Annotated in this window: 29 protein-coding genes; 21 read left to right on the top strand and 8 right to left on the bottom strand. The window is 62.5% G+C overall.

Annotated elements, in window-relative coordinates:
* The first annotated feature begins 23 nt into the window (after positions 1-23).
* From argS to VCJ09_RS21425, 9 genes are all read left to right on the top strand, one after another.
* Positions 24-1,787, top strand: coding sequence for an arginine--tRNA ligase (gene argS / locus VCJ09_RS21385; RefSeq protein ID WP_324732038.1), 1,764 nt, complete (start codon positions 24-26; stop codon positions 1,785-1,787).
* On the top strand, positions 1,788-2,474 hold the full coding sequence (locus tag VCJ09_RS21390; RefSeq protein WP_324732039.1) for an SPOR domain-containing protein: 687 nt from the start codon (positions 1,788-1,790) through the stop codon (positions 2,472-2,474).
* A gap of 196 nt (positions 2,475-2,670) precedes the next feature.
* Positions 2,671-3,204: an ATP-dependent protease subunit HslV gene (hslV, locus tag VCJ09_RS21395; RefSeq protein WP_079204996.1), complete on the top strand. Its 534-nt coding sequence runs from the start codon at positions 2,671-2,673 to the stop codon at positions 3,202-3,204.
* Between the two features lie 27 nt (positions 3,205-3,231).
* Complete coding sequence (hslU, locus tag VCJ09_RS21400) at positions 3,232-4,572, top strand: ATP-dependent protease ATPase subunit HslU (RefSeq protein WP_324732040.1); 1,341 nt, start codon at positions 3,232-3,234, stop codon at positions 4,570-4,572.
* Positions 4,573-4,630: 58 nt separating this feature from the next.
* Positions 4,631-5,002 carry a DUF971 domain-containing protein gene (locus VCJ09_RS21405; protein ID WP_324732041.1) on the top strand — a complete coding sequence of 124 codons (372 nt, stop codon included), beginning with the start codon at positions 4,631-4,633 and terminating at the stop codon, positions 5,000-5,002.
* Between the two features lie 339 nt (positions 5,003-5,341).
* A complete protein-coding gene (gene phaC / locus VCJ09_RS21410) occupies positions 5,342-7,021 on the top strand; it encodes a class II poly(R)-hydroxyalkanoic acid synthase (RefSeq protein ID WP_324732042.1) in 1,680 nt (559 codons plus the stop codon).
* A gap of 154 nt (positions 7,022-7,175) precedes the next feature.
* Positions 7,176-8,033, top strand: a complete 858-nt coding sequence (phaZ, locus tag VCJ09_RS21415) for a poly(3-hydroxyalkanoate) depolymerase (protein WP_079203436.1) — start codon at positions 7,176-7,178, stop codon at positions 8,031-8,033.
* A 435-nt stretch (positions 8,034-8,468) separates the two neighbouring features.
* On the top strand, positions 8,469-10,151 hold the full coding sequence (gene phaC / locus VCJ09_RS21420) for a class II poly(R)-hydroxyalkanoic acid synthase (protein WP_324732043.1): 1,683 nt from the start codon (positions 8,469-8,471) through the stop codon (positions 10,149-10,151).
* A gap of 81 nt (positions 10,152-10,232) precedes the next feature.
* Positions 10,233-10,847 (top strand): TetR/AcrR family transcriptional regulator, encoded by a 615-nt coding sequence (locus VCJ09_RS21425; protein ID WP_079203438.1) that lies wholly within the window; start codon positions 10,233-10,235, stop codon positions 10,845-10,847.
* Positions 10,848-10,930: 83 nt separating this feature from the next.
* Here the strand turns inward: VCJ09_RS21425 and VCJ09_RS21430 are convergent, their stop codons facing one another.
* The 3 genes from VCJ09_RS21430 to VCJ09_RS21440 all read right to left on the bottom strand — a co-directional run bounded on the left by VCJ09_RS21430 (position 10,931) and on the right by VCJ09_RS21440 (position 12,551).
* Positions 10,931-11,635 carry a phasin family protein gene (locus tag VCJ09_RS21430; protein ID WP_324732044.1) on the bottom strand — a complete coding sequence of 235 codons (705 nt, stop codon included), beginning with the start codon at positions 11,633-11,635 and terminating at the stop codon, positions 10,931-10,933.
* Between the two features lie 10 nt (positions 11,636-11,645).
* The gene (locus tag VCJ09_RS21435) at positions 11,646-12,086 is read right to left on the bottom strand and encodes a phasin family protein (RefSeq protein WP_324732045.1); all 441 of its coding nucleotides are present in this window, start codon (positions 12,084-12,086) and stop codon (positions 11,646-11,648) included.
* Positions 12,087-12,272: 186 nt separating this feature from the next.
* Positions 12,273-12,551, bottom strand: a complete 279-nt coding sequence (locus VCJ09_RS21440; protein WP_079203441.1) for a polyhydroxyalkanoic acid system family protein — start codon at positions 12,549-12,551, stop codon at positions 12,273-12,275.
* A 215-nt stretch (positions 12,552-12,766) separates the two neighbouring features.
* On the opposite strand from VCJ09_RS21440, the gene ubiE reads away from it, so the two are divergent.
* The 9 genes from ubiE (at position 12,767) to VCJ09_RS21485 (ending at position 18,663) form a co-directional block, all read left to right on the top strand.
* Positions 12,767-13,537 (top strand): bifunctional demethylmenaquinone methyltransferase/2-methoxy-6-polyprenyl-1,4-benzoquinol methylase UbiE, encoded by a 771-nt coding sequence (gene ubiE / locus VCJ09_RS21445; RefSeq protein ID WP_079203442.1) that lies wholly within the window; start codon positions 12,767-12,769, stop codon positions 13,535-13,537.
* Positions 13,537-14,154, top strand: a complete 618-nt coding sequence (locus VCJ09_RS21450; RefSeq protein ID WP_079203443.1) for a ubiquinone biosynthesis accessory factor UbiJ — start codon at positions 13,537-13,539, stop codon at positions 14,152-14,154. Before ubiE ends, VCJ09_RS21450 begins: the two co-directional genes overlap by 1 nt.
* A complete protein-coding gene (gene ubiB, locus VCJ09_RS21455) occupies positions 14,151-15,740 on the top strand; it encodes a ubiquinone biosynthesis regulatory protein kinase UbiB (protein ID WP_324732046.1) in 1,590 nt (529 codons plus the stop codon). Before VCJ09_RS21450 ends, ubiB begins: the two co-directional genes overlap by 4 nt.
* A gap of 66 nt (positions 15,741-15,806) precedes the next feature.
* Positions 15,807-16,208 (top strand): phosphoribosyl-AMP cyclohydrolase, encoded by a 402-nt coding sequence (gene hisI / locus VCJ09_RS21460; RefSeq protein WP_324732047.1) that lies wholly within the window; start codon positions 15,807-15,809, stop codon positions 16,206-16,208.
* Entirely contained in the window at positions 16,201-16,533 is a 333-nt protein-coding gene (locus tag VCJ09_RS21465; RefSeq protein WP_079203446.1) for a phosphoribosyl-ATP diphosphatase, read from the top strand. Before hisI ends, VCJ09_RS21465 begins: the two co-directional genes overlap by 8 nt.
* 41 nt (positions 16,534-16,574) lie before the next feature.
* Positions 16,575-16,808 (top strand): twin-arginine translocase TatA/TatE family subunit, encoded by a 234-nt coding sequence (gene tatA, locus VCJ09_RS21470; protein ID WP_079203447.1) that lies wholly within the window; start codon positions 16,575-16,577, stop codon positions 16,806-16,808.
* A gap of 3 nt (positions 16,809-16,811) precedes the next feature.
* Entirely contained in the window at positions 16,812-17,162 is a 351-nt protein-coding gene (gene tatB, locus VCJ09_RS21475; protein WP_324732048.1) for a Sec-independent protein translocase protein TatB, read from the top strand.
* On the top strand, positions 17,159-17,959 hold the full coding sequence (gene tatC, locus VCJ09_RS21480) for a twin-arginine translocase subunit TatC (RefSeq protein ID WP_324732049.1): 801 nt from the start codon (positions 17,159-17,161) through the stop codon (positions 17,957-17,959). Before tatB ends, tatC begins: the two co-directional genes overlap by 4 nt.
* Positions 17,956-18,663, top strand: a complete 708-nt coding sequence (locus VCJ09_RS21485; protein ID WP_324732050.1) for a 16S rRNA (uracil(1498)-N(3))-methyltransferase — start codon at positions 17,956-17,958, stop codon at positions 18,661-18,663. Before tatC ends, VCJ09_RS21485 begins: the two co-directional genes overlap by 4 nt.
* A gap of 116 nt (positions 18,664-18,779) precedes the next feature.
* Here VCJ09_RS21485 and VCJ09_RS21490 read toward each other — a convergent pair whose 3' ends face one another.
* On the bottom strand, positions 18,780-19,283 hold the full coding sequence (locus tag VCJ09_RS21490) for a winged helix-turn-helix transcriptional regulator (protein ID WP_324732051.1): 504 nt from the start codon (positions 19,281-19,283) through the stop codon (positions 18,780-18,782).
* A 102-nt stretch (positions 19,284-19,385) separates the two neighbouring features.
* On the opposite strand from VCJ09_RS21490, the gene VCJ09_RS21495 reads away from it, so the two are divergent.
* The 3 genes from VCJ09_RS21495 (at position 19,386) to VCJ09_RS21505 (ending at position 21,332) form a co-directional block, all read left to right on the top strand.
* Entirely contained in the window at positions 19,386-20,114 is a 729-nt protein-coding gene (locus tag VCJ09_RS21495; RefSeq protein ID WP_324732052.1) for an SDR family oxidoreductase, read from the top strand.
* 115 nt (positions 20,115-20,229) lie between these two features.
* A complete protein-coding gene (locus tag VCJ09_RS21500; RefSeq protein ID WP_324732053.1) occupies positions 20,230-20,823 on the top strand; it encodes a 2-hydroxychromene-2-carboxylate isomerase in 594 nt (197 codons plus the stop codon).
* 92 nt (positions 20,824-20,915) lie between these two features.
* Positions 20,916-21,332: a UPF0158 family protein gene (locus VCJ09_RS21505; protein ID WP_324732054.1), complete on the top strand. Its 417-nt coding sequence runs from the start codon at positions 20,916-20,918 to the stop codon at positions 21,330-21,332.
* A 54-nt stretch (positions 21,333-21,386) separates the two neighbouring features.
* On the opposite strand, the gene VCJ09_RS21510 is transcribed toward VCJ09_RS21505, so the two are convergent.
* The 4 genes from VCJ09_RS21510 to pip form a co-directional block, all read right to left on the bottom strand.
* Positions 21,387-22,031 (bottom strand): response regulator transcription factor, encoded by a 645-nt coding sequence (locus VCJ09_RS21510; protein WP_324732055.1) that lies wholly within the window; start codon positions 22,029-22,031, stop codon positions 21,387-21,389.
* Positions 22,032-22,034: 3 nt separating this feature from the next.
* Positions 22,035-23,384, bottom strand: coding sequence for a cache domain-containing protein (locus VCJ09_RS21515; RefSeq protein WP_324732056.1), 1,350 nt, complete (start codon positions 23,382-23,384; stop codon positions 22,035-22,037).
* Positions 23,385-23,513: 129 nt separating this feature from the next.
* Positions 23,514-23,951: a D-aminoacyl-tRNA deacylase gene (gene dtd, locus VCJ09_RS21520; RefSeq protein ID WP_324732057.1), complete on the bottom strand. Its 438-nt coding sequence runs from the start codon at positions 23,949-23,951 to the stop codon at positions 23,514-23,516.
* Entirely contained in the window at positions 23,948-24,919 is a 972-nt protein-coding gene (pip, locus tag VCJ09_RS21525; RefSeq protein WP_324732058.1) for a prolyl aminopeptidase, read from the bottom strand. The genes dtd and pip overlap by 4 nt, the downstream gene beginning before the upstream one ends.
* Positions 24,920-24,928 lie beyond the last annotated feature (9 nt).

A 24,928-nucleotide genomic window follows, 5' to 3' on the forward strand; every position in this document is an offset into this window, starting at 1 on the left:
CTCAACGGCCGACCGAGCAGACCATGAAAGACAGCATTCGCCACCTGATCCAGCAAGCCCTGACCCGCCTGACTACCGAAGGCGTGCTGCCCGAGGGCCTGAGCCCGACGATTCAGGTGGAGAACACCAAGGACAAGAGCCACGGTGATTTCGCCAGCAATATCGCCATGATGCTGGCCAAGCCGGCCGGTATGAAGCCGCGCGAATTGGCCGAAAAGCTGATCGCCGCGTTGCCCAGCGATGAACAGATCAGCAAGGTCGAAATCGCCGGCCCCGGCTTTCTCAACTTTTACCAGAACAGCCAGGCCCTGGCCGGTCGCCTCGACGCCGAGCTGGCCGACGCCAAGCTCGGCGTACGCAAAGCCGGCCCCCCGCAGACCGTGGTGATTGACCTGTCCTCGCCGAACCTGGCCAAGGAAATGCACGTCGGCCACCTGCGTTCGACCATCATTGGCGACGCCGTGGCACGGGTACTGGAGTTCCTCGGCGACCAGGTGATCCGGCAAAATCACGTCGGCGACTGGGGCACCCAGTTCGGCATGCTGCTGGCCTTTATGGAGGCCAACCCAGCCGCCGCCGAGAGCGAGCTGGCCGATTTGGAAGGTTTCTACCGCGCGGCGAAAAAGTGCTTCGACGACTCCGCCGCGTTCGCCGAGCGCGCCCGCGAGCTGGTGGTCCAGCTGCAAGCCGGCGACGCCGAATGCATGCGCCTGTGGCACCGCTTCAACGAAATTTCCCTGTCGCACTGCCAGAAAGCCTACGACCGCCTGGGCGTCAAGCTGTCCCCGGCCGACGTCAAGGGCGAGAGCGCCTACAACACCGAACTGCCGGGCATTATCGACGCCCTGCGGGCCAAGGGCCTGCTCAGCGAGAGCGACGGTGCCCAGTGCGTATTCCTCGACGAATACATGAATGCCGAAGGCAAGCCGCTGCCGGTAATCGTGCAGAAGGCCGGCGGCGGCTACCTGTATTCGACCACCGACCTGGCCGCCATGCGCTACCGCAGCCAGGTGCTCAAGGCCGACCGTGCGCTGTATTTCGTCGACCAGCGCCAGGCCCTGCACTTCCAGATGGCCTTCGAAGTGGCGCGCCGCGCCGGCTTCGTCCATGCAGGCATGCAGCTCGAACACATGGGCTTCGGCACCATGAACGGCGCCGATGGCCGGCCGTTCAAGACCCGCGATGGCGGCACGGTGAAGCTGATCGACCTGCTCGACGAGGCCGTAGAGCGCGCCTATGCGCTGGTAAAAGCCCGCAATGATCAACGAACCGACCGCGGAGAAGCCCCGTTTACCGAAGAGCAACTGAGAACCATCGGTAACGTGGTGGGTATCGCCTCAGTCAAATACGCCGACCTGTCCAAGCACCGTACCAGCGATTACCGCTTCAACTTCGAGCAGATGCTCAGCTTCGAGGGCAACACCGCGCCTTATTTGCTCTACGCCTACACCCGCGTGGCCAGCATATTCCGCAAGCTGGGCAAGAGCTTCGCGGAGATCGACGGCCAACTCGACCTGCAAGCCGCCCATGAAGTCGAGCTGGCCGGCAAGCTGGCGCAGTTTTCCGAAGTGCTCGGCGGCGTGGCCGAGAAAGGCGAACCGCACCAACTGTGCGCCTACCTCTACGACCTGGCCGGGTTGTTCTCCAGCTTCTACGAACATTGCCCGATCCTCACCGCCGAGGACCAGGCAACCCAACAGAGTCGCCTGCGCCTGGCCGCCCTGACCGGCCGCACGCTCAAACAGGGCCTGGAGTTACTCGGCCTGGAAACCCTGGAGCGCATGTAAATGGCTGCGCGCAAGAAGCCCCCGGTGAAGCGCGGCGCCAGCCGCTACAAGGCACCGGCGAAGAAACCCGTGCCGGGCTGGATCTGGCTGGCCTGCGGCCTGGTCGTCGGCGTATTTGTCATGCTGCTGATGAACCTGCAGCCAGGGGGCGACGCGGTCAAACGTAACAAGGCCGAGACCGCACGTGTCAGTAGCAAGCCCAAGCCGAAATCCACCACGCAGGCGCCAACCAAGCCCAAGTACGATTTCTACACCCTGCTGCCCGAGTCGGAAGTCATAGTGCCGCCGGACGCCCTACCGCCACCTGCGCCCGCACAACCAACAGTGACGCCGGAACAGGCGGCGAAAATCGACGCCGCACGCGCCCTGGCCGCACTCAACGGTGAAACGCCGCCGCCGGCACCGCCAGTTGCCCCCACCCCACCAGCTGTCCAGGCGCCACTCAGCACCCAGTTTTTCCTCCAGGCCGGCTCGTTCCGGCGCAAGGATGATGCGGAAAGCGTCCGGGCGCAGATCATCCTGCTCGGCCAGAGCGTTAGGGTGGAATCCGGCACGGTGCGCGAGGAGACGTGGTACCGCGTGCTGGTCGGCCCCTTCGCCAACCGCGAACAACTCGCAGTCTCGCAAAAAGCCCTGGCGGCCAACGGCTTCAGCAATCTGCTCCTGCAGCAACGGCAGAACCGCTGAGCCTCACCCCGACCGGCCCACCAGGGGTCGGTCGGGGCTTTTGCCCAGCGCTCACACCCTGCCTCGGCAATCTGCTGTTACAGGCGCAATCACACCGTTTGGTCGAGAATCATCCAGCGCAGGTTGAAAAGCCCTCCACGCCCCCCCATTTGAATCAGCATTGGGCATTTTCGCCCCGCTGCGTGGAGACTCCCCCTTGACCACCATCGTTTCAGTACGCCGCCACGGCAAAGTCGTCATGGGCGGCGACGGCCAGGTTTCCCTCGGCAACACCGTGATGAAAGGCAATGCGAAGAAGGTTCGCCACCTCTATCACGGCCAGGTCCTCGCCGGTTTCGCCGGCGCCACCGCGGACGCCTTCACCCTATTCGAGCGCTTCGAAGGCAAGCTGGAAAAACACCAGGGCCACCTGGTACGCGCCGCCGTCGAACTGGCCAAGGACTGGCGCACCGACCGCTCGCTGAGCCGCCTGGAAGCCATGCTTGCAGTGGCCAACAAAGACGCCTCGCTGATCATCACCGGCAATGGCGATGTGGTGGAGCCGGAGCACGGCCTGATCGCCATGGGCTCCGGCGGCGGCTTTGCCCAAGCCGCGGCATTGGCCTTGCTGCAGAATACCGAGCAGATGTCGGCCCACGAAATTGCGGAAAAGGCGTTGAACATTGCCGCGTCCATCTGTGTCTTTACCAATCAGAATCTGACTATCGAGGAACTGGACTCGGCCATCTGAGCCGATTTCCGTTCGGAGCCGCCTGCTATGTCCATGACGCCCCGCGAAATCGTTCACGAACTCAACCGCCACATCATTGGCCAGGATGACGCCAAGCGTGCCGTGGCCATCGCCCTGCGTAATCGCTGGCGGCGTATGCAACTGCCGCTGGAGTTGCGCGCCGAAGTGACGCCGAAGAACATCCTGATGATCGGCCCGACCGGTGTCGGCAAGACCGAAATTGCCCGCCGCCTGGCCAAACTGGCCGGGGCACCGTTCATCAAGGTCGAAGCAACCAAATTCACCGAAGTCGGCTACGTTGGCCGCGATGTCGAGTCGATCATTCGTGACCTGGCCGATGCCGCGATCAAGATGCTGCGCGAGCAGGAGATGATCAAGGTTCGCCACCGCGCCGAAGACGCCGCCGAAGAGCGCATCCTCGATGCCCTGCTACCGCCGCCGCGCGCCGGCTTCAATGAAGACCCAACGCCGAGCGGCGACTCCAATACCCGCCAACTGTTCCGCAAGCGCCTGCGCGAAGGCCAGCTGGATGACAAGGACATCGACATCGAGGTGACCGACAGTCCAGCCGGTATCGAGATCATGACCCCGCCGGGCATGGAAGAGATGACCAGCCAGCTGCAGAGCCTGTTCTCCAACATGGGCAAGGGCAAGAAGAAGAGCCGCACGCTCAAGGTCAAGGAAGCGCTGAAGCTGGTGCGCGACGAAGAAGCCGCGCGCCTGGTCAATGAGGAAGAGCTGAAAGCCACGGCCCTCGAAGCCGTGGAGCAGAACGGCATCGTCTTCATCGACGAGATCGACAAGGTCACCAAACGTGGCAACGTCGGCGGCGCCGACGTCTCCCGCGAAGGCGTGCAACGCGACCTGCTGCCGCTGATTGAGGGCTGCACGGTCAACACCAAGCTGGGCATGATCAAGACCGACCACATCCTGTTCATCGCCTCCGGCGCCTTCCACCTGAGCAAGCCGAGCGACCTGGTGCCGGAACTGCAAGGCCGCCTGCCGATCCGCGTCGAACTCAAGGCGCTGTCGCCGGAAGACTTCGAGCGTATTCTCACCGAACCACACGCCTCCCTGACCGAGCAGTACATTGCCCTGCTCAACACCGAGGGTTTGAAAATCGAGTTCGCCGCAGACGGCATCAAGCGGCTTGCCGAGATTGCCTGGCAGGTCAACGAGAAAACCGAGAATATCGGGGCTCGACGCCTGCACACCCTGCTCGAACGACTGCTCGAAGAAGTGTCCTTCAGCGCCGGTGACCTGGCCGCCCAGCATGACGACAAGCCGATCCGCATCGACGCCGACTACGTCAATGACCACCTCGGCGAACTGGCCGAGGACGAAGACCTCTCGCGCTATATTCTTTAACCAACAGCCAACCTGCAGGAGTCGGCTTGCTGACTCCTGCAACAGCCGGGCATCGATAATGCACATCCCCTCCGCAGTCAAACTGCACAAGGCATCGCGCACCCTGGAGCTGCAGTACGGCAGCGCCAGCTACACCCTGCCGGCAGAGTTCCTTCGCGTGCACTCGCCCTCGGCGGAAGTGCAAGGCCATGGCAAGCCCATTCTGCAGACCGGCAAGCTGCATGTCGCCCTGAGCGGCGTCGAGCCGGCCGGTAATTACGCCCTGAAACTCTGTTTCGACGATGGCCACGACAGCGGGCTGTTCAGCTGGGACTACCTGTATGAACTGGCCACCCATCAGGATCCCTTATGGGCCGACTACCTGACCGCGCTCGCGGCTGCCGGGAAATCCCGCGACCCCGACGAGTTCGTGGTCAAGCTGATGCTCTAGCCCAACAGGCGAGCCAGAGCCGCCCCGCCTATTCCAACCGCCTGCAACGGGCGGACGGATCCACGCTCAAGAGCTTCCCTCGCCGAGGTTAGAGCGCACTTTCTAATCTATCTCGGCATACTCAGCGCGCATTTGCCCGTATCGCGGCAAGCTTGCGCAAATCAACAAACTCGGGTAACCAAGGAACTGGCAGGTTCCCTGCATTTGGCCAAGCCGGATGCATACATTGAGAAGCGGATTAGTTCCGCCCCCGGTAACCCGAGCAATACCCGGTTTAGTCCCGTGTCGCCTTGCACAGCAACACGCCGGTATTCGTCTCAGGACAATGGAGCGTCGTAGATGTCTGAAAAAAGCAATGATGATCTGAAACGCCAAGCTTCAGAGAACACCCTCGGCCTGAACCCGATCGTCGGCATCCAAAGCAAGGACCTGCTTACCTCGGCACGCACGGTGCTCACCCAGGCCATCCGGCAACCGTTTCACAGCGCCAAACACGTCGCTCATTTCGCCGTGGAGCTGAAGAACGTCCTGCTTGGCAAGTCCGAGCTGCAGCCTGAGAGTGGCGACCGCCGTTTCGTCGATCCGGCCTGGAGCCAGAATCCGCTGTACAAGCGCTATCTACAAACCTACCTGGCCTGGCGCAAGGAACTGCATGACTGGGTCGAGCACAGCAACCTGTCGGAGCAGGACGCCAACCGCGGACACTTCGTCATCAACCTGATGATCGACGCCATGGCGCCGAGCAACAGCATGGCCAACCCGGCGGCGGTCAAGCGCTTCTTCGAAACCGGCGGCCAGAGCCTGCTCGACGGTCTGTCGCACCTGGCCAAGGATATTGTCAATAACGGCGGCATGCCCAGCCAGGTCGACATGAAGGCCTTCGAGGTCGGCAAGAGCCTGGCCACCACCGAAGGCGTGGTGGTGTTCCGCAATAGCGTGTTGGAGCTGATCCAGTACCGACCGAGCACCGAACAGGTGCACGAGCGCCCGCTGCTGGTGGTACCACCGCAGATCAACAAGTTCTATGTGTTCGACCTGTCGCCAGAGAAGAGCCTGGCGCGCTTCCTGTTGCGTAGCGGCGTGCAGACCTTCGTGGTCAGTTGGCGCAACCCGACCAAGGCGCAACGCGAGTGGGGCCTGTCGAGCTATATCGAAGCGCTCAAGGAAGCCATCGAGGCGGTCATCGCGATCACCGGCAGCCAAGACATCAATATGCTCGGTGCCTGCTCCGGCGGCATGACCACTGCCTCGCTGCTCGGCCACTATGCGGCGCTTGGCGAGCACAAGGTTCACGCCCTGACCCTGCTGGTCAGCGTGCTGGACAACAAACTGGACACCCAGGTCGCACTGTTCGCCGACGAGAATACCCTGGAGATGGCCAAGCGGCGCTCCTACCAGGCCGGCGTCATCGAGGGCAGCGACATGGCCAAGGTGTTTGCCTGGATGCGCCCCAACGACCTGATCTGGAACTACTGGGTCAACAACTACCTGCTCGGCAACGAACCGCCGGTGTTCGACATCCTCCACTGGAACAACGACACCACCCGCCTGCCCGCCGCGCTGCACGGCGAGTTCATCGACATGTTCAAGACCAATCCGCTGATCCGTCCCGGCGCGCTGGAAGTCTGCGGCACGCCGATCGACCTCAAGCAGGTCACCTGCGACGTCTTCTGCCTCGCCGGCACCACCGATCACATCACCCCCTGGGAGGCGTGTTACAGGTCGGTACACCTGTTCGGCGGCAAATGCGAGTTCGTCCTGTCCAGCAGCGGGCATATCCAGAGCATCCTCAACCCGCCGGGCAATCCCAAGTCGCGCTACATGACCAACACGGAAATGCCCTTCGAACCGAAAGACTGGCAGGCAAGTGCAACCAAGCACACCGACTCCTGGTGGCTGCACTGGCAGAAGTGGCTGACCGAGCGCTCCGGCCCGAGCAAAAAAGCGCCGAGCAAACTGGGCAACAAACAGTTCCCGCCCGGCGAGCCAGCACCTGGAACCTACGTACACGAACGTTGATCGACTGCGCCCTGCGCACCACTGCCCGCGGCACCTGGAAGTGCCGCTCGCCCAACCGGCATACCCGCCGCGTTGGCGACCAGGTTTGCCCTGGTAGTTCTCGGTGAGACCTGGACGGTCTCACCCAGTGTTTTCACTCATAGGGCCTGCGCGCATGTCATTACCTTTTGTATTTCGCACCATCGACCTGGATGGCCAAACCATCCGTACTGCCGTGCGTCCCGGCAGTGGCAAGATGGCGCCGCTGCTGATTTTCAATGGCATCGGCGCCAACCTGGAACTGGTCATGCCCTTCGTTCGCGCGCTCGACAGCGATCTCGAAGTGATCGCCTTCGACGTGCCCGGTGTCGGTGGCTCCTCGACCCCCCGCACCCCTTATCGCTTCCCCGGCCTGGCCAAGCTGGCGGCGCGCATGCTCGATTACCTGGACTACGGCCAGGTCAATGTGATCGGCGTGTCCTGGGGCGGCGCCCTGGCGCAACAGTTCGCCCATGACTACCCGGAACGCTGCAAGAAGCTGGTGCTGGCGGCCACCTCGGCCGGCGCGGTAATGGTGCCGGGCAAGCCCAAGGTGCTCTGGCGCATGGCCAGTCCGCGGCGCTACGTACAGCCGTCCTATGGCGTGCAGATCGCTCCGGACATCTATGGCGGCGCCTTCCGCCGCGACCCCAAGCTGGCCCTGGCACATGCCAGCAAGGTGCGCTCGGGCGGCAAGATGGGCTACTACTGGCAGCTGTTCGCTGGCGTCGGCTGGACCAGCATCCACTGGTTGCACAAGATCCGCCAACCGACCCTGGTGCTGGCCGGCGACGACGACCCGTTGATCCCGCTGATCAACATGCGTCTGCTGGCCTGGCGCATTCCGAATGCCGATCTGCACGTAATCGACGATGGTCACCTGTTTCTGGTGACCCGCGCCGGAGTAGTGGCACCGCTGATCATGAAATTCCTCGCCGAAGAACGCCAACCTGCAGTGATGCACCCCAAGCCCTCAACTGCTCGCCAGAACTGAGCCGCACCGAGATACGCTGAAAAAACGCGCGTCTACTGCGGCGGCCTGCCAACGCCCGCGGCGAGGTTGTACTACATAAAAAAGCGGGGGCATTCAGCGCAAAACGCTCGTCCTGCGACCGCGCACGCTGCAGGCATTGCGCAACGCCCCGAGCGGCTCTCGCGGCAGCACCCGATATGTTCACCATCGCAGATCAGCTGGTAAAAAACCCTCGCCCGCTGAGCCCAATAGGTTCACGATCACCGAGCCGAGTGGGGCACGAACGGTGCCTGACCGCCCCATCTTGGTGCAGAACTGGGGGTCTGACACTTGATTATCCAAGTTGTCCCATGCGTGGGAACATCCTGCGCTAGTCTAGACGGCGAACCCACAGCCTCTTGGTACAAGCCTTGCTGTATTGCTCCCTAATCACGGATAGTTTTGGAGTGTCACCCCATGCGCAAACAACCCTCGCCAGGCAGCCTTCCGGCCCCGGTCGGCTCGATGAATGTCCAGAGCGCCGTCGCTGGTCTGCGCGCCAGAGACATGCTGTCCTCCCTACGTAGCCTAGCCTTGCAGGGCTTGCGCCAGCCGGTTCACAGCGCCCGACACGCACTGGCCCTGGGCGGACAACTGGGCCGCGTCCTGCTCGGCGACACCCTGCACAAGGTCAATCCGAAGGATTCGCGCTTTGCCGATCCGACCTGGCAACTCAATCCATTTTACCGGCGCAGCCTGCAAGCCTACCTGGCCTGGCAACATCAGCTGGACAACTGGATCGAGGAAAGCGACATGAGCGCCGACGACCGCACCCGTGCGCGCTTCGTCGCCAGCATCCTCGGCGATGCCCTGTCCCCCACCAATACCCTGCTCAACCCATTGGCACTCAAGGAACTGTTCAACAGTGGCGGCAGCAGCGTAGTCAAAGGCCTGGGCCACTTGCTCGACGACCTGTTGCACAACGACGGTCTGCCCAGCCAGGTCAACAAGCACGCCTTCGAAGTCGGCCGCAGCCTGGCCGCCACGCCCGGCGCGGTGGTGTTCCGCAATGAACTGCTGGAGCTGATCCAGTACAAGCCGATGAGCGAGAAGCAGTACCTGCGGCCCCTGCTGATCGTGCCGCCGCAGATCAACAAGTACTACATCTTCGACCTGTCGCCCGACAAGAGCTTCGTCCAGTACGCGCTGAAGAACGGCTTGCAGGTCTTCGTGGTGAGCTGGCGCAACCCGGACGCGCGTCATCGCGAGTGGGGCCTGTCAAGCTATGTGCAGGCAGTCGAAGAGGCCATTGATGTCTGTCGGGCGATCACCGCCAGCAAGGACGTCAACCTGCTGGGCGCCTGCGCCGGCGGCCTGACCATCGCCGCCTTGCAGGGACACCTGCAAGCCAAGCGGCAGCTGCGCAAAGTCGCCAGCGCCACCTATCTGGTCAGCTTGCTGGACAGTCAGCTCGACAGTCCGGCCATGCTCTTCGCCGATGAAAAAACCCTGGAGGCGGCTAAGCGCCGCTCCTATCAGCAAGGCATACTGGACGGTCGCGACATGGCCAGGGTGTTCGCCTGGATGCGCCCCAACGACCTGATCTGGAACTACTGGATCAACAACTACCTGCTCGGCAAGCAACCGCCGGCCTTCGACATTCTCTACTGGAACAACGACAGCACCCGCCTGCCCGCCGCCCTGCATGGCGACCTGATCGACTTCTTCCAACACAATCCGTTGATCCGTGCCGGCGGCCTGGAAATCTGCGGCACCCCGGTCGACCTGCGCAAGGTCACGGTCGACAGCTTCAACGTCGCCGGAATCAACGACCACATCACCCCCTGGGATGCGGTGTACCGCTCAAGTCTGCTGATTGGCGGCAACAAGCGTTTCATCCTCTCCAACAGCGGGCACATCCAGAGCATCCTCAACCCGCCGGGCAACCCCAAGGCCAACTACCTCGAGAGCGGCAAGCTCAGCGCCGACCCGCGCGCCTGGTACCATGACGCCCAGAAGCACGACGGCAGCTGGTGGCCGCAGTGGCTAAACTGGATCCAGGAGCACGCCGGCGAGCAACGCGATACCCTTGTAACCTTGGGCAACGCGCATTACCCGGCAATGGAAGCAGCCCCTGGCACCTTTGTGCATGTGCGCTAGCAACGCACGCTACCGAGCACTGGCCGAGGCCACCTTCGGCCGGTTATCTTCCAGCCGCCCCTGTCAGCATAAGAAGACCGGATGAAAACCCGCGATCGTATCCTCGAATGCGCGCTGATGCTGTTCAACCAGCAAGGCGAACCGAACGTCTCCATCCTGGAAATCGCCAATGAACTGGGGATCAGTCCGGGCAACCTGTACTACCACTTCCACGGTAAAGAACCGCTGATTCTCGGTCTGTTCGAGCGTTTCCATGCAGAACTGGCGCCACTGCTCAACCCTCCTGACGACGTACGCCTGGATGTCGAGGACTACTGGCTGTTCCTGCACCTGATCGTCGAACGCATGGCACACTACTGCTTTCTGTTCCAGGACCTGTCCAACCTGGCCGGGCGCTTGCCAAAGCTGGCCCGCGGCATCCGAAACTGGTTGAACGCCTTGAAACGCACCCTGGCATCGCTGCTGGCGCGACTGAAGGCGGAAAATCAGCTAGTCAGCGATACCCATTCCCTCGGCCAACTGGTCGAGCAGATCACCATGACCCTGCTGTTCTCTCTCGACTATCAGCGCATCATCGGCCGCGAGGGCGAGAGCCGATTGGTGGTCTATCAGGTGATGATGTTGGTGGCGCCACACCTGACAAGTGAATCACGCTTCGCTGCCGAGCATCTGGCGCAACGCTATCTGGAAACCTGAGTCTGCCAAGCTGAATCCCGCGTAACACACAAACGCAAACGCCCGGCACTAGGCCGGGCGTTTGTGTTTACCGCGGTAAGTCTTTAGGCCTGGCTGGCCGGTGTTGCTGGAGCAGCTACGGGTGCAGGAGCAGCTGCTGGTTCCGCCGCAGCTTGCGGCGCAGCCGGCTTAGCGACGGCTTTTACCGCGGGCTTGGTTGCTGGCTTTGCAGCCGGTTTAGCAGCTGGCTTGGCCGCAGCTTTAACCGCAGGTTTGACGGTGGCCTTGGCGACAGGCTTGGCTGCAACTTTCGCTGCTGGCTTGGCAGCGGCTTTGGCGACAGGCTTGGCGGCAGACTTAGCGGCAGGCTTGACCGACTTGACCGAAACACCGGTCAACTGCTCGATCTGCTTGGTCAGACTATCGACCTTGGCGTTGAGCGCTTTCACTTCATTGCGGCTCGGTACGCCGAGACGCGAAATGGCGTTGTTCAGGCGCCGGTCGAACGCTTCTTCCAGCTCGCCCCACTTGCCGAGTGCCCGATCCTTGACTTCGTCGACCTTGGACTTGGTGCTGCCCACTTTCGACTCGACAGTGGACTTCACCGCATCGACTTGCTTGTCGACTTCGCTCTTGGCCAGCGTCTCGGCTTTTTCGCCGTCCTTGACCAGCGTATCGAACAGCTTGGTGCCGTCCTTGCTGACCTTGGAGTAAGCACCTAGACCTGCCAACCAGATCTGGCGCGAGTATTTTTCAACTTCGCCGATCCAGGAGCTGGACTGCTTTTCGATTTTCTTTTTGACGGCCATGCTGTTCTCCTTATTTGGTACGCGCGACTTGCTCGAGCAACGCGCTCAGCTCATCAAGCTTAGCAGAGAGTGCTGCAACGTCCTGTCTGGACGGGATGCCGATACGGTTGAGCGCACTGGCCACACGGGCATCGAAAGCCTTCTCGATTTTATCGAGCTGCACTTCGACTTTACCTTTTACGCTGCTGACGTTGCCGGTCACGTTGTTCTTGACGTGGTCGATCTGGCTGTTGGCTGCCTCGACTTGCTCGCTGACCAGCTTCTTGCCCTGCTCTTCGACACCTTCGCCGCTCTTGACCAGCTCCTTGAAATACTCGAAGCCTTCCTGTCCGGCCTTGGCGTAGGCACCCAAGCCGGCCAGCCAGATCTTGCGGGCATAGACTTTGGCGTCGGTCAGCACGGTGGTTTTATCTTCGACTTCGACTTTCTTCTTCACGACAACTTTCGACATGGTGCACCTCACGCGCAGTGGTTTGAGGAAACGCCCACGGAATGCAGGCTTGAACACACGGTATCGAGGAAAATTAGAAACCACATACTAGTTGCGAAAAAAGATCAGCCGAGCCTCAGCAGCTACCCAACCTCAGCAGCGGGCGCCCGGAAGTGGCCGCAGTCGACGGAGGTTTTTCTCACAAACTCAGGCTTTGAGGCTCTTATCCAGCACCTCTTCGATTTCCCGCTTGATGCTGCCGCTCATGGCAGACAGCAGCAGACCGAGGTTGAGTTGCACACGCACCTGATCCTCGCCCACCTCGATACGACCATCGGCACCGCTGCGCTTGAATTCCAGGGTGTCGCCGTTCCAGCTGTAACGCACGGCGTATTCGCGGGCCAGGCGTTCGGCCAGTTGCTCGGCTTTTTCCCGGGCGGCCTCGCGACCGAGCGAATGGGGGCGTTGCACATCAATTCTGGCCATGGCGTTTCTCCTCAGCAGACCAACTGCGACCTTAAGTCGCGCGACTATAGCAATTAAGCCGCAGCCACTCGCTGCACACTGCACACTGCAGGAGTGACCAGGTATTTCACATTGGCGCTACTTGCAGTTTGACCCTTTCAGCTCAGCGCGGCCTTTTCGGTTTAGAATGGCCGCCACTTTGATTCAGCCTCTCTATATATTCAGGTAAGGGCGAGATGAACGACCCGCGCAAGAACAGCGACAGCGAACCCACCACGCACTTTGGTTTCCAGGATGTACCGGAAAGCCAGAAGGCGCAGAAAGTCGCAGAAGTGTTTCATTCGGTGGCCGCCAGATACGACCTGATGAACGACCTGCTCTCGGGCGGCATGCATCGTCTGTGGAAGCGCTTCACCATCGAACTATCCGGCGTGCGCGCGGGTAACCGGGTGCTGGATATTGCCGGTGGCACTGGCGACCTCGCGCGCAAGTTCGCCAGCCTGGTCGGGCCCACCGGCGAAGTGGTGCTGGCCGACATCAACGAATCGATGCTCAAGGTCGGCCGCGACCGTCTGCTCGACCGCGGCGTGGCCGGCAACGTCCGGTTCGTCCAGGCCGACGCCGAGAAGCTGCCGTTCCCGGACAACCATTTCGATTGCGTGACCATTGCCTTCGGCCTGCGCAATGTCACCCATAAAGACGACGCCATCCGCTCCATGCTGCGCGTGCTCAAACCTGGCGGGCGCCTGCTGGTGCTGGAATTTTCCAAGCCGTCGAGCAGCCTGCTGTCGAAGGTCTACGACACCTACTCGTTCAACTTCATGCCGCTGATGGGCAAGCTGATCACCAACGACTCCGAGAGCTATCGCTACCTGGCCGAGTCGATCCGCATGCACCCGGATCAGGACACCCTCAAGGCCATGATGGTCGAGGCCGGCTTCGAGCGCGTCACCTACCACAACATGACCGGCGGCATCGTCGCCCTGCACCGCGGCATCAAGCCCTGATGCTCAGCACCGCCCTGCTGGCCGGTGTCGAACACGGCCTCAACCGGGTGCTGGCCCTGGACAGCACGGCACTGCCACGTCTGGCACGCTTGAGCGGTCGGGTGATCGCCGTGGACTGCACGGCGCCGGCGCTGCAGCTGTTCATCCTGCCCAGCGGCGAAGGCCTGCAACTGGCCGGGCAATGGGCCGGCGCGGCTGATTGCCGCCTGCGCGCGCCTGCCGCGAGCCTGTTGCGCCTGGCCACCGGCAAGGACAAAACCGCGGTATTGCACAGCCCGCAGGTCGAACTGGACGGCGACAGCGCCGCCCTGCTGGAACTGGCCGGGATTCTTCAGGATCTCGAACTGGACTGGGAGTACGAGCTGTCACGCTGGCTCGGCCCGCTTGCCAGCCAGCTACTCGGCAGCCATATCCGCAGCCGGGCCAACTGGACCGGCAAGACCCTCGACAGCCTGCGCCTGAATCTGGCCGACTACCTCAACGAAGAATCGCGTAGTCTGGTCGGCCAACGCGAAGCGGATGCCCGCTTCGCCGAACTCGACCGGCTCAAGCTCGACCTCGACCGTCTCGATGCCCGCATCGAGCGCATCATCCCACCGCATAAGTCCAACGCATGAAGCTGCTCGCCGTTCGTCGTCTGCTGCGAATTCAACGCGTGGTCATCCGCTACCAACTGGATGACCTGCTGTTCGCCCAACCCCTGCCGCTCTGGCTGCGCGCTCTGCGCTATGCCCTGCCGTGGCGCTGGTTGCCGCGCAAAGCCCTGCACTTGTCACGCGGCGCCCGCCTGCGCCTGGCCCTGGAAGAACTGGGGCCGATCTTCATCAAATTCGGTCAATTGCTCTCTACCCGCCGCGATCTGCTGCCGATGGATATCGCCGATGAGCTGGCCAAGCTGCAGGATCAGGTACCGCCGTTCGACCCGGAACACTCGCGGGCGCTGATCGAAGCCCAGCTCGGCGCCAAGGTCGGCGACCTGTTCGCCCGCTTCGACGCCCAGCCGCTGGCCTCCGCCTCGGTTGCGCAGGTGCATGGCGCGCAACTGAAGAGCGGCGAGGAAGTGGTGGTCAAGGTCATCCGCCCCGGCCTCGAACCGGTGATCCGCCAGGACCTGGCCTGGTTGTTCCTGCTCGCCAAACTGGCCGAGAAGGCCTCCGCCGATGCGCGCCGCCTGCGCCCGGTGGAAGTGGTCGGCGACTACGAAAAGACCATCTACGACGAACTCGACCTGTTGCGCGAGGCGGCCAACGCCAGCCAGTTGCGGCGCAATTTCGAGGGTTCGCCTCTGCTCTATGTGCCTCAGGTTTACTGGGAACTGTGTCGTCCCAAGGTGCTGGTGATGGAGCGTATCTACGGCGTCCAGGTCACCGACCTGACCACCCTCGCCGACCAGCGCACCGACATGAAGCTGCTGGCCGAGCGCGGCGTGGAGATCTTCTTCACCCAGGTGTTTCGCGACAGCTTCTTCCACGCCGACATGCATCCCGGCAACATCTTCGTCAGCACCCGCACGCCCTGGAACCCGCAGTACATTGCGATCGACTGCGGCATCATCGGCAGCCTGACCGCAGAAGATCAGGACTACCTGGCGCGCAACCTGCTGGCCTTCTTCAAGCGCGATTACCGCCGCGTGGCGCAACTGCACATCGACTCCGGCTGGGTGCCGGCCGACACCAAGGTCAACGACTTCGAGGCGGCCATCCGCACTGTCTGCGAGCCGATCTTCGAGCGACCGCTGAAGGATATTTCCTTTGGCCAATTACTCCTGCGCCTGTTCCAGACCGCCCGACGCTTCAACATGGAAGTGCAGCCGCAGCTGGTTCTCTTGCAGAAAACCCTGCTCAACATCGAAGGCCTGGGCCGCCAGCTCTACCCGGACCTGGACCTGTGGACGACCGCACAGCCCTTTCTCGAGCGCTGGATGCGTGATCGGGTCAGCCCGCTGCACCTGCTGCGCAACCTGCAACAACAGGCCGAGCAAGTGCCGCACCTGTCGCAGATGGCCCGCGACACCCTGGAACGCCTCAACCAGCAGCCGCGCGGCAATCCCACTGCATCCAGCAGCAAAGCGCATTGGCCGGCGCGCCTGCTCGGCGCCGTGCTGATTGGCGGCGCTGCCACCCAGGGCCTGCTGCTCAGCCTCGCTGCTTGGCCAAGCTGGGCGATGCTCGCAGGCGGCGTGTATCTGGTCATGCGCCGATAGCCACACCGCAGCCACGCTGGCACACTAGAACCCTATCCCACAGGCCCGTGACGGGCGGACGCAGCGATGACCGACTGGCTCGACGAAATCAACTGGAACAGCGACGGCCTGGTGCCGGCGATTGCCCAGGATCACCTAACCGGCCGCGTGCTGATGATGGCCTGGATGAACCGCGAAGCCCTGGCCCTGACCGCCGCCGAACAGCGCGCCATCTACTGGTCACGCTCGCGCGGCAAGCTGTGGCGCAAGGGCGAAGAATCTGGCCATGTGCAAAAGTTGCATGAACTGCGCCTGGATTGCGACGCCGACGTGATCATCCTCAAGGTCGAGCAATTGGGCGGCATCGCCTGCCATACCGGCCGGCAAAGCTGCTTCTATCGGGTATTCGACAACGGCGCCTGGAATACTGTCGATGCCGTACTCAAAGACTCGCACGCCATCTACGCCAAAGGACACCGCCATGACTGACACCCTGAGCCGCCTGGCCGAAGTCCTGGAAGCACGCAAAGGTGCCGCGCCCGACAGTTCCTACGTCGCCAGCCTGTACCACAAGGGGCTGAACAAGATCCTCGAAAAAGTCGGCGAAGAATCGGTGGAAACCATTCTCGCCGCCAAGGACGCCGCCGTCAGCGGTGACTGCAGCGACCTGATCTACGAAACCGCCGACCTGTGGTTCCACAGCTTGATCATGCTTGCCGCTCTCGGCCAGCATCCGCAAGCGGTGCTGGACGAACTGGATCGCCGCTTCGGCCTGTCCGGGCACGCGGAAAAAGCCGCACGCCCGCAATCCTGACCAACTATTTATCAACAACCAGCTACTGAGGAGTACACATCATGGGTTTCGGTGGCATAAGCATTTGGCAACTCGTGATCATCCTGCTGATCGTCGTCATGTTGTTCGGCACCAAGCGCCTGAAAGGCCTGGGTTCCGATCTCGGCGACGCGATCAAGGGCTTTAAAAAATCCATGGGTAACGACGACGCCGACAAGCCGTCGGTGGAAGAGCCCAAGGGCCAGACCATCGACGCTCAGGCGCGCAAGGTCGAAGAACCGACGAAGAAAGACTAAGCCATGTTCGACATAGGCTTTACCGAGCTGCTGCTGATAGGCGTGGTCGCCCTGCTAGTGCTGGGCCCCGAGCGCTTGCCCGGTGCCGTGCGCACGGCCGGGCTGTGGATCGGCCGGATCAAACGCAGCTTCAGTACGATCAAGGCTGAGGTCGAGCGCGAGATCGGCGCGGATGAAATCCGCCGCCAGCTGCATAACGAGCAGATTCTCGACCTTGAGCGCGAAATGAAGGCGATGAAACAGAGCGCTAACGCGCCCCTCAGCAGCCTGCTCGATCCTACCCCCACTAGCGAAGCCGCCCCCAAGGCCGAGACAGGCACCAGCACCAGCCAGGATAAAAGTCCGCGACCATGAGCCGAGTTTCCGACAACGATCAGGAAATGCCCCTGGTCTCGCACCTGACCGAACTGCGCACGCGCCTGCTCCGTATTGTCGGAGCCGTGCTGCTGCTGTTTTCCGGGCTGTTCTACTTCTCCCAGGAGATCTACGCGCTGGTCGCCGCACCCCTGCGGGCTTACCTGCCGGAAGGCGCGACCATGATCGCCACGGGCGTGGCTTCGCCCTTCCTGACGCCATTCAAGCTGACCATGATGGTCGCCCTGTTTCTCACGATACCGATCATCCTGCACCAGATCTGGGGCTTCATCGCGCCGGGCCTGTACAAGCACGAAAAACGTATCGCCATCCCGTTGCTGATTTCCAGCATCCTGCTGTTTTACGGCGGCATGGCCTTTGCCTACTTCGTGGTATTCCCGATCATGTTCGGCTTCTTCGCCAGCGTGACCCCGGAAGGCGTGGCGATGATGACCGATATCGGTCAATACCTGGACTTTGTCCTCACCCTGTTCTTCGCCTTCGGCGTGGCCTTCGAGATCCCGGTGGCGACCTTTCTGCTGATCTGGGTTGGCATCGTCGATGTCGCCGCCCTGCGCAAAGGCCGGCCCTATGTCATCGTCGGTTGCTTCGCCGTGGGCATGGTCCTGACTCCGCCCGACGTGCTCTCGCAGACCCTGCTGGCCGTGCCCATGTGGCTGCTGTTCGAGGTGGGTTTACTCTGCGGCAATCTGGTCAAGCGCCGTAGCGAACACGAGGCCGAGACAGAGGCCGCCGAGCAAGAACACAACGACCAACCGCCTGCCCCTCAGCCGTGAACCTGCTGTTGCTGGAAGACGGCGACTTCGTTGCCCCGGACCGTGCGCTGCTCCGTGGCCGCCGCCTCAAACACCTGCACGAAGTACACCGTGCTGTAGCGGGCGATAACCTGCGCGTCGGCCGCCTGGGCGGCCTGATGGGCACGGGTCAGTTGCTGCGCCTGGATGCCAACGAAGCCGAGCTGAGCGTCGCCCTCGACCAGCCTGCTCCGGCCAAACTGCCCATCACTCTGCTGCTGGCCCTGCCGCGACCGAAAATGCTGCGCCGCATAGTGCAGTCGATTAGCGCGATGGGCGTGCCCAGAGTGGTGCTGCTGAACAGCTATAGGGTCGAAAAAAGCTTCTGGCAAACCCCCTTTCTCGAGGCGCTGGCAATTCGCGAGCAACTGATCCTCGGTCTGGAGCAGGCGCGCGATACCGTGCTGCCGGAAATCATCATCGAGAAACGCTTCAAGCCCTTCGTCGAAGACCGCCTGCCAGCGCTGACTGCCGGCAGCCTCGGCCTGATCGGCCACCCCGGCGCCTACCCGCCCTGCCCGCGGGCGGTCGAACAAGCCGTGACCCTGGCCATAGGCCCGGAAGGCGGCTGGATTCCCTACGAAGTCGAGATGCTGCACAAGGCTGGCCTGCAACCGGTGCAACTGGGCGAGCGTATCCTGCGCGTGGAAACGGCGGTTACCGCGCTGCTGGCGCGCCTGTTCTAGGCACCATGGAATGCCTGAAGGAGTGGCAGGGGCGCCTAGCCCATGCCCGCGATGCTTTTTGCCGTCCCGTAGCCCGGATGCAAGCAGGGACCGCACATCCCCGGATTGCATCCGGGCTACGGGTTTTCCTCCGCTCGCCGGGCCTGCCAGTGCGCTGGTAGCAGTTGCCCCTTGAGCGCTGCCGCCTCCTCCAGCACTACATCGCCCGGCAGCAGCGCTTCGCCGCACTCCGAGCAGACCGACACGCCGTGCATCGGCTTGCCGCAGCGGCGGTGGATATGCCGGATCGGCGCGCCTTCGCTGCCGCTCATATGCCGATCGCCCCAGTTGACCAGGGCCAGAAGTGCCGGATAGAAGTCGCGGCCCTTGGCGGTCAGGCGATACTCCTCGCGCAGCGGCCGCTGCTGGTAAGCCACCTTATCCAGCACCCCGGCTTCGACCAGTTTCTTCAGGCGCTCGGCCAGCACATGGCGGGTCACGCCCAGGCGTCTTTCGAACTCATCGAATCGACGAATACCGAGAAAACATTCGCGCAGCACCAGCAAGGTCCAACGATCCCCGACCACCGACAGGGTGCGGGCCAGGGAACAGGGTTGTTGTTCGAGTTCTTCCCAGCGCATTGAACAATCTCCAGCCAGCGATGGCTCACCATAGCTTGACAGGTTCCAAAATGGAACCGACTATCGAGCAAGGTTCCAAAACAGAACTAACGGAGAGCCGCAATGACTGAACGTAAAGCAATCCTGGTAATGGGTGCCGGCGATGCAACTGGCGGGGCCATCGCCAAACGCTTCGCCCGCGAGGGCTATGTCGCCTGTGTGGCCCGTCGCCACGTGGACAAACTGGCGCCGCTGGTCGAGGCCATCGAGACCGAGGGCGGCACGGCACGCGCCTTCGGCTGCGATGCGCGGGTCGAAGCCGAGGTGATCGAACTGTTCGCCTGTATCGAGCGTGAGGTCGGCCCGTTGGAGGCCGTGGTGTTCAATATCGGCGCCAATGTGCAGTTCTCCATCACCGAGACCACCGAGCAGGTCTACCGCAAGGTCTGGGAAATGGCCGCCCTGGCAGGTTTCCTCACCGGTCGTGAAGCGGCGAAAGTCATGCTGCCACGGGCTCGCGGCAGCATCATCTTCACCGGCGCCACCGCCTCACTGCGTGGCCGAGCCAATTTTTCCGCCTTCGCCAGTGCCAAGTTCGCCCTGCGCGCCCTGGCCCAGAGCATGGCGCGCGAACTGGGGCCGCAGGGCATCCATGTAGCCCACCCGATCATCGATGGCGCCATCGACACCGCGTTTATCCGCGAGACCTTCCCCGAGCTGTACCAGCGCAAGGAGCAGGACGGCATCCTCAACCCCGCGCATATCGCCGAGACCTACTGGCAGATCCATTGCCAGCCGCGCGATTGCTGGGTGCATGAACTGGATCTGCGACCCTGGACGGAAACCTTCTGACCCTCCGGGCGTGCCATCACGTAGCCCGGATGCAATCCGGGAACAATCACGACAGCTCCCCGAATTACATCCGGGCTACGGACCGATCCAGGGTCCCAACAAGCAGGAAAAACCAATGCACAAACAGGTAGAGTTCTTCTTCGATTTCGGCAGCCCGACCAGCTATCTGGCCTGGACCCAGTTGCCACAGATTGCTGCGACGGCCGCTAGCCAGATCGCCTGGCGGCCGATGCTGCTCGGCGGCGTATTCAAGGCCAGCGGCAACCAGTCGCCCGTGGCCATCCCGGCCAAGGGCCGCTACATGCTGCACGACCTCGCCCGCTTCGCCCAACGCTATGACGTGCCGCTGGCGTTCAACCCGTACTTCCCGATAAACACCCTGCCCCTGATGCGTGGCGCCGTCGGCTACCTCGACAGTGCTGACTTCCAGCCCTATGTAAAGGCGATCCTCGAGGCGATCTGGGTGCAACAGAAAAATCTCGGCAACGCCGAGGTAGTCGCTGAGGTACTGCGCGGCGCTGGCTTGAACCCCGCCGAGTTCGAGCAACTGGTCAGCGCCGAGACGGTCAAGCAGCGACTCAAAGACAACACCGAGGAGGCGATCCGGCGTGGCGTGTTCGGTGCCCCGACTTTCTTCGTCGACGGCGAGATGTTTTTTGGCCAGGATCGTCTCGACTTCGTCGCCGAGGCCCTGGCCCGGCCAACCTGAAAGACTATCCAGCCAGGGCGGCAGCCGCGACAAGGTGCAATGCCGCCGCCGCGGCGTTATGGTCAAACAGTTTCCAGTCGGAGCGAACGACCATGCGCCCCTTGACCATCGATCTACAGCGCCTCGAACAGGCACTGCTCAGCCAGGACGATGCCGAGCAGTACCTGGACCTTGAAAGTGGCACGCTGCTGCGCATCGCCCCTGGTGCGCCTGCGCCAGGGGCCGAGGAGAAATACCTGGTCCAACCTGAGCGCTACCTGGCCATAGACGCCTTGGGTTTGGACGAACTTCTGGCCATGCGCGACGCCTTCCTGTTCAGCCTGCACGATCCGCACGCCCATACCCTGCTCAGCCATGCCCTGAGCGGACGCAGACCCTTGCGCACCTTCGACTATGAGCTGGAAAAGTTACCGCACCTGCAGTGCACCTGGCACGCCTATCAAGCCCAACGAGCTCGTGAACTGGTGCTCGAGTGGCTACAGGCCAATGGCCTTGAGGCAGCGGACTAGCCCGACGCGGGAGCCCGGTAATCCCAACAAACATGCACCTGCAAGCAGGGCTGCTCAGATGCTCAACCAGCCGCGTTCCAGTGCATATTTCACCAGTCCGGCCGGCGTATCGACGCCCAGCTTGCGCCGAATACTGAGTCTATGGGTTTCGATGGTGCGTACGCTGATATCGAGCATGCGCGCGATGGCCTTGTTGCTCAGCCCCTGCACCAGCAGTTGCAAGACCTCGCGCTCACGCGGGGTCAGCTCGTCATCATCGGTTGGCGGACTAACGGTTTTTTCCAGCAGATCGGCGCTGTAGTAGCTACCGCCGGCGGCTATCGCATCGATGGCGGCGACTATTTCCCATGAGGCGGCATCCTTCAGCACATAGCCACGGGCGCCGGCACGGATCGAGCTGGTCACGTATTCGGCGTGGTCGTACATGCTCAGAATCAGGATCTGGATGCCGGGGTACTGACGACTGAGGATTTCGGTCAACTGCAGGCCGGTCATGTCTTTCATGCCGATATCGACCAGCAGCAGATCGGGTCGAACCTGGCTGACCAGGATCAGCGCCTCGGCGCCGCTGCTGGCCTCGCCCACCACCTCTAAATGCGGCATGGCCGTCAACAACGCGCGCAGGCCGTCGCGCACCAGTTCGTGGTCATCGACCAGGGCAACACGGATAGGTTCAGGATGCGGGGATACGTTGGACATGGTTTAACCCGGTAGCGGCAGGCTCACCATAAGCTCGGTGCGGCCTGGCGTTGAAGATAACGTAAAACGGCCGCCAAGGTGCTCGACTCGCTCGCGCATGTTGCGCAGGCCGATGCCACTGCTGCGCGCCTGCTCGATCCGGGCGATGTCGAAGCCGACCCCATCATCGCGAACCCTCAGCTGCAGCGTTGAGCCATCCTGTTCCAGCGCGATGCTGACCCGGCCGGCCTGGGAGTGACGCGCGATATTGGCCAACGCCTCCTGCACGATGCGAAACAACGCGACCGACTCACCATCGGGTAGGCGGATCATGTCCAGGCTCTGCTGGTACTCGACCAGCAGCCCGCTGCGCTGCTCGAACTCGACCGCCAACTGACCGATGGCCGCTGGCAGGCCGAAGCTGTCCAGCAGCGAGGGACGCAGATCATGGGAAATACGCCGCACCTCGGCAATCGCCCCACCCAGCCGGACCAGCCCACCGCGCAGCGTCTCCAGCGCCTGGCTGCGCCCGCTTTCCAGCTCGTGACAAGCCAATTCGAGGCGGAACTTGACCGACACCAGCAACTGGCTGATACCGTCATGCAACTCGCGCGAAACCCGCGAACGCTCGTCCTCCTGGGAGCTGACGATGCGTTGCGCCAGCAGTTTCAGCTTGCGGTCGGCCAGGCGCTGCTCACTGAAGTTGAGCGTCAAGCCGCCGGCTGACACCAGCAGCACCGCCACCAGTGCCACGCCAGCCAGCGACCACATGGTCCTGCGGATATTCTCCGCCACCTTGGCCCGCGCCTGCGCGGTGGCCTGTTCGACGTCATCGAGATAGAGGCCGGTGCCGATCATCCAGTCCCACCGCTCGAGCATCACGACATAAGCAAGCTTTTCGGTCAGTTGGCCCGTGGAGGGTTTCTCCCATTGATAGCGCTGAAATCCATCGCCGCTGCGCGCGCTGAGCAACAGGGCCTGGATCGCCTGGACCCAATGCGGGTTAGTCATATTCACCAGATCGCGGCCGATCAACTCCGGCTGACGCGGGTGCATCAGGCTGCGCCCACGGCCGTCGTAGACGAAGAAATAGCCATCGCTGCCATAGTCGAGGCCGAGCAGTATGTTCAGCACCTGCTGCTGGGTGACGGCATCATCGCGACCGCTGGCATACAGCCGCGCAACAGCGCTCAAGCCCAGCTCGACGTAGTTCTGCAGCTCGGTCTTCTTGCTGGCGATGATGCTGGTCTCGATCAGCTGTTCCTGCTGCTCGCCCAAGCGCTGGGCATGCGACAGCACCAGCGCGCCGATCACGGCGATGGCCAGCAGGAGCGGCAGAATGGCCAGCGCGACGAGTTTTTGTTTGAGTTGCATAGAGACCATTCATGGCGGCGCCGCTACGTTGCCTGATGCAGGCGCGAGGGAAAATCGCAGAATTTTAACAAAGCCCGCACGCCGTCGCGGTAACCGGCCATCCCCTCGGCGTGCCGGCGGAGGATGCCGTCAGACGTCCAGGAGAAAGGTTACCGGTCCATCGTTGACCAGGTGTACCTGCATATCGGCTCCGAAGCGGCCGCAGGCAACCTGGGCATGCTTGAGCCGCGCCTGCTCGACCAACAGCTCGAACAACGCGGCGCCCAGGGCCGGCGGCGCCGCGCTGGAAAAACTCGGGCGCAGACCGTTGCGAGTGTCGGCCGCCAGGGTGAACTGCGAGACCAGCAGCAGGCCGCCACCGACATCGCTTAGCGACAGGTTCATCTTGCCGTCGGCGTCACTGAACACCCGGTAGTTGAGCAGCTTGTGCAGCAGTTTGGCGACGCTGGCCGGATCGTCCTGTGGTTCGACCGCGACCAGGGCCAACAGGCCCTGATCGATGGCGCCGACGACCTCGCCGGCAACCTCCACCCGCGCGCTACTGACCCGCTGGATCAGCGCCTTCATGCTTCGTCGGGCGACAGGTCGAGCAGGCGCCGGGCGATCTGGTTGGCCGCACGCACCAGGGCGTCGGTGATGCCCACTTCGGATGCGGCGTGGCCGGCATCGCGGATGATCTGCAGCTCGCTGTTGGGCCAGGCCTGGTGCAACTCCCAGGCATTGTCCAACGGGCAGATCACGTCATAGCGGCCATGCACGATCACCCCAGGCAGGTGAGCGATTTTCGGCATGTCGCGGAGCAACTGGTCGGCTTCGAGGAAGGCGTTGTTGACGAAATAGTGGCACTCGATCCGGGCAATCGACAGGGCGCGGTGCGAATCATTGAAACGGTCGACCACTTGCGGGTTCGGCCGCAGCGTGGCGGTACGCCCTTCCCAGTTCGACCAGGCTTTGGCCGCGTGCATCTGGGCGATCTGATCGGACCCGGTCAGACGCTTGTAGAACGCTTGCATCAACTCACCACGCTCCTCGACTGGAATCGGCGCCAGGTAGTCCTTCCAGTAGTCAGGGAACATGCGGCTGGCGCCTTCCTGGTAGAACCAGTGGAACTCCTGCGGACGGCACAGAAAGATGCCGCGCAGGATCAGCGCCTGCACCCGCTCGGGGTGGCTCTGTGCATAGGCCAGCGCCAGCGCCGAGCCCCAGGAGCCGCCGAACAGCACCCACTTGTCGATGCCCAGGTGCTCGCGGATGCGTTCGAGGTCGGCGACCAGGTCCCAGGTGGTATTTTTTTCCAGGCTCGCATGGGGCGTCGAGCGCCCGCAGCCGCGCTGATCGAAGGTGACGATACGGTACAGGTTGGGATCGAAGAAGCGCCGGCTCAGGGCATCGCACCCCGCGCCAGGGCCGCCATGGATGAACACCACCGGCAGACCTTCCGGGGTACCGCTCTCGTCCACATAGAGCACGTGCGGCGCCTCTACGGCCAGCTCGTGGCGGGCGTATGGTTTGATCTCCGGATACAAAGTCTGCATGGTGCACTC

The sequence above is a fragment of the Pseudomonas paeninsulae genome (assembly GCF_035621475.1).
GTDB classification, from domain to species: domain Bacteria; phylum Pseudomonadota; class Gammaproteobacteria; order Pseudomonadales; family Pseudomonadaceae; genus Aquipseudomonas; species Aquipseudomonas paeninsulae.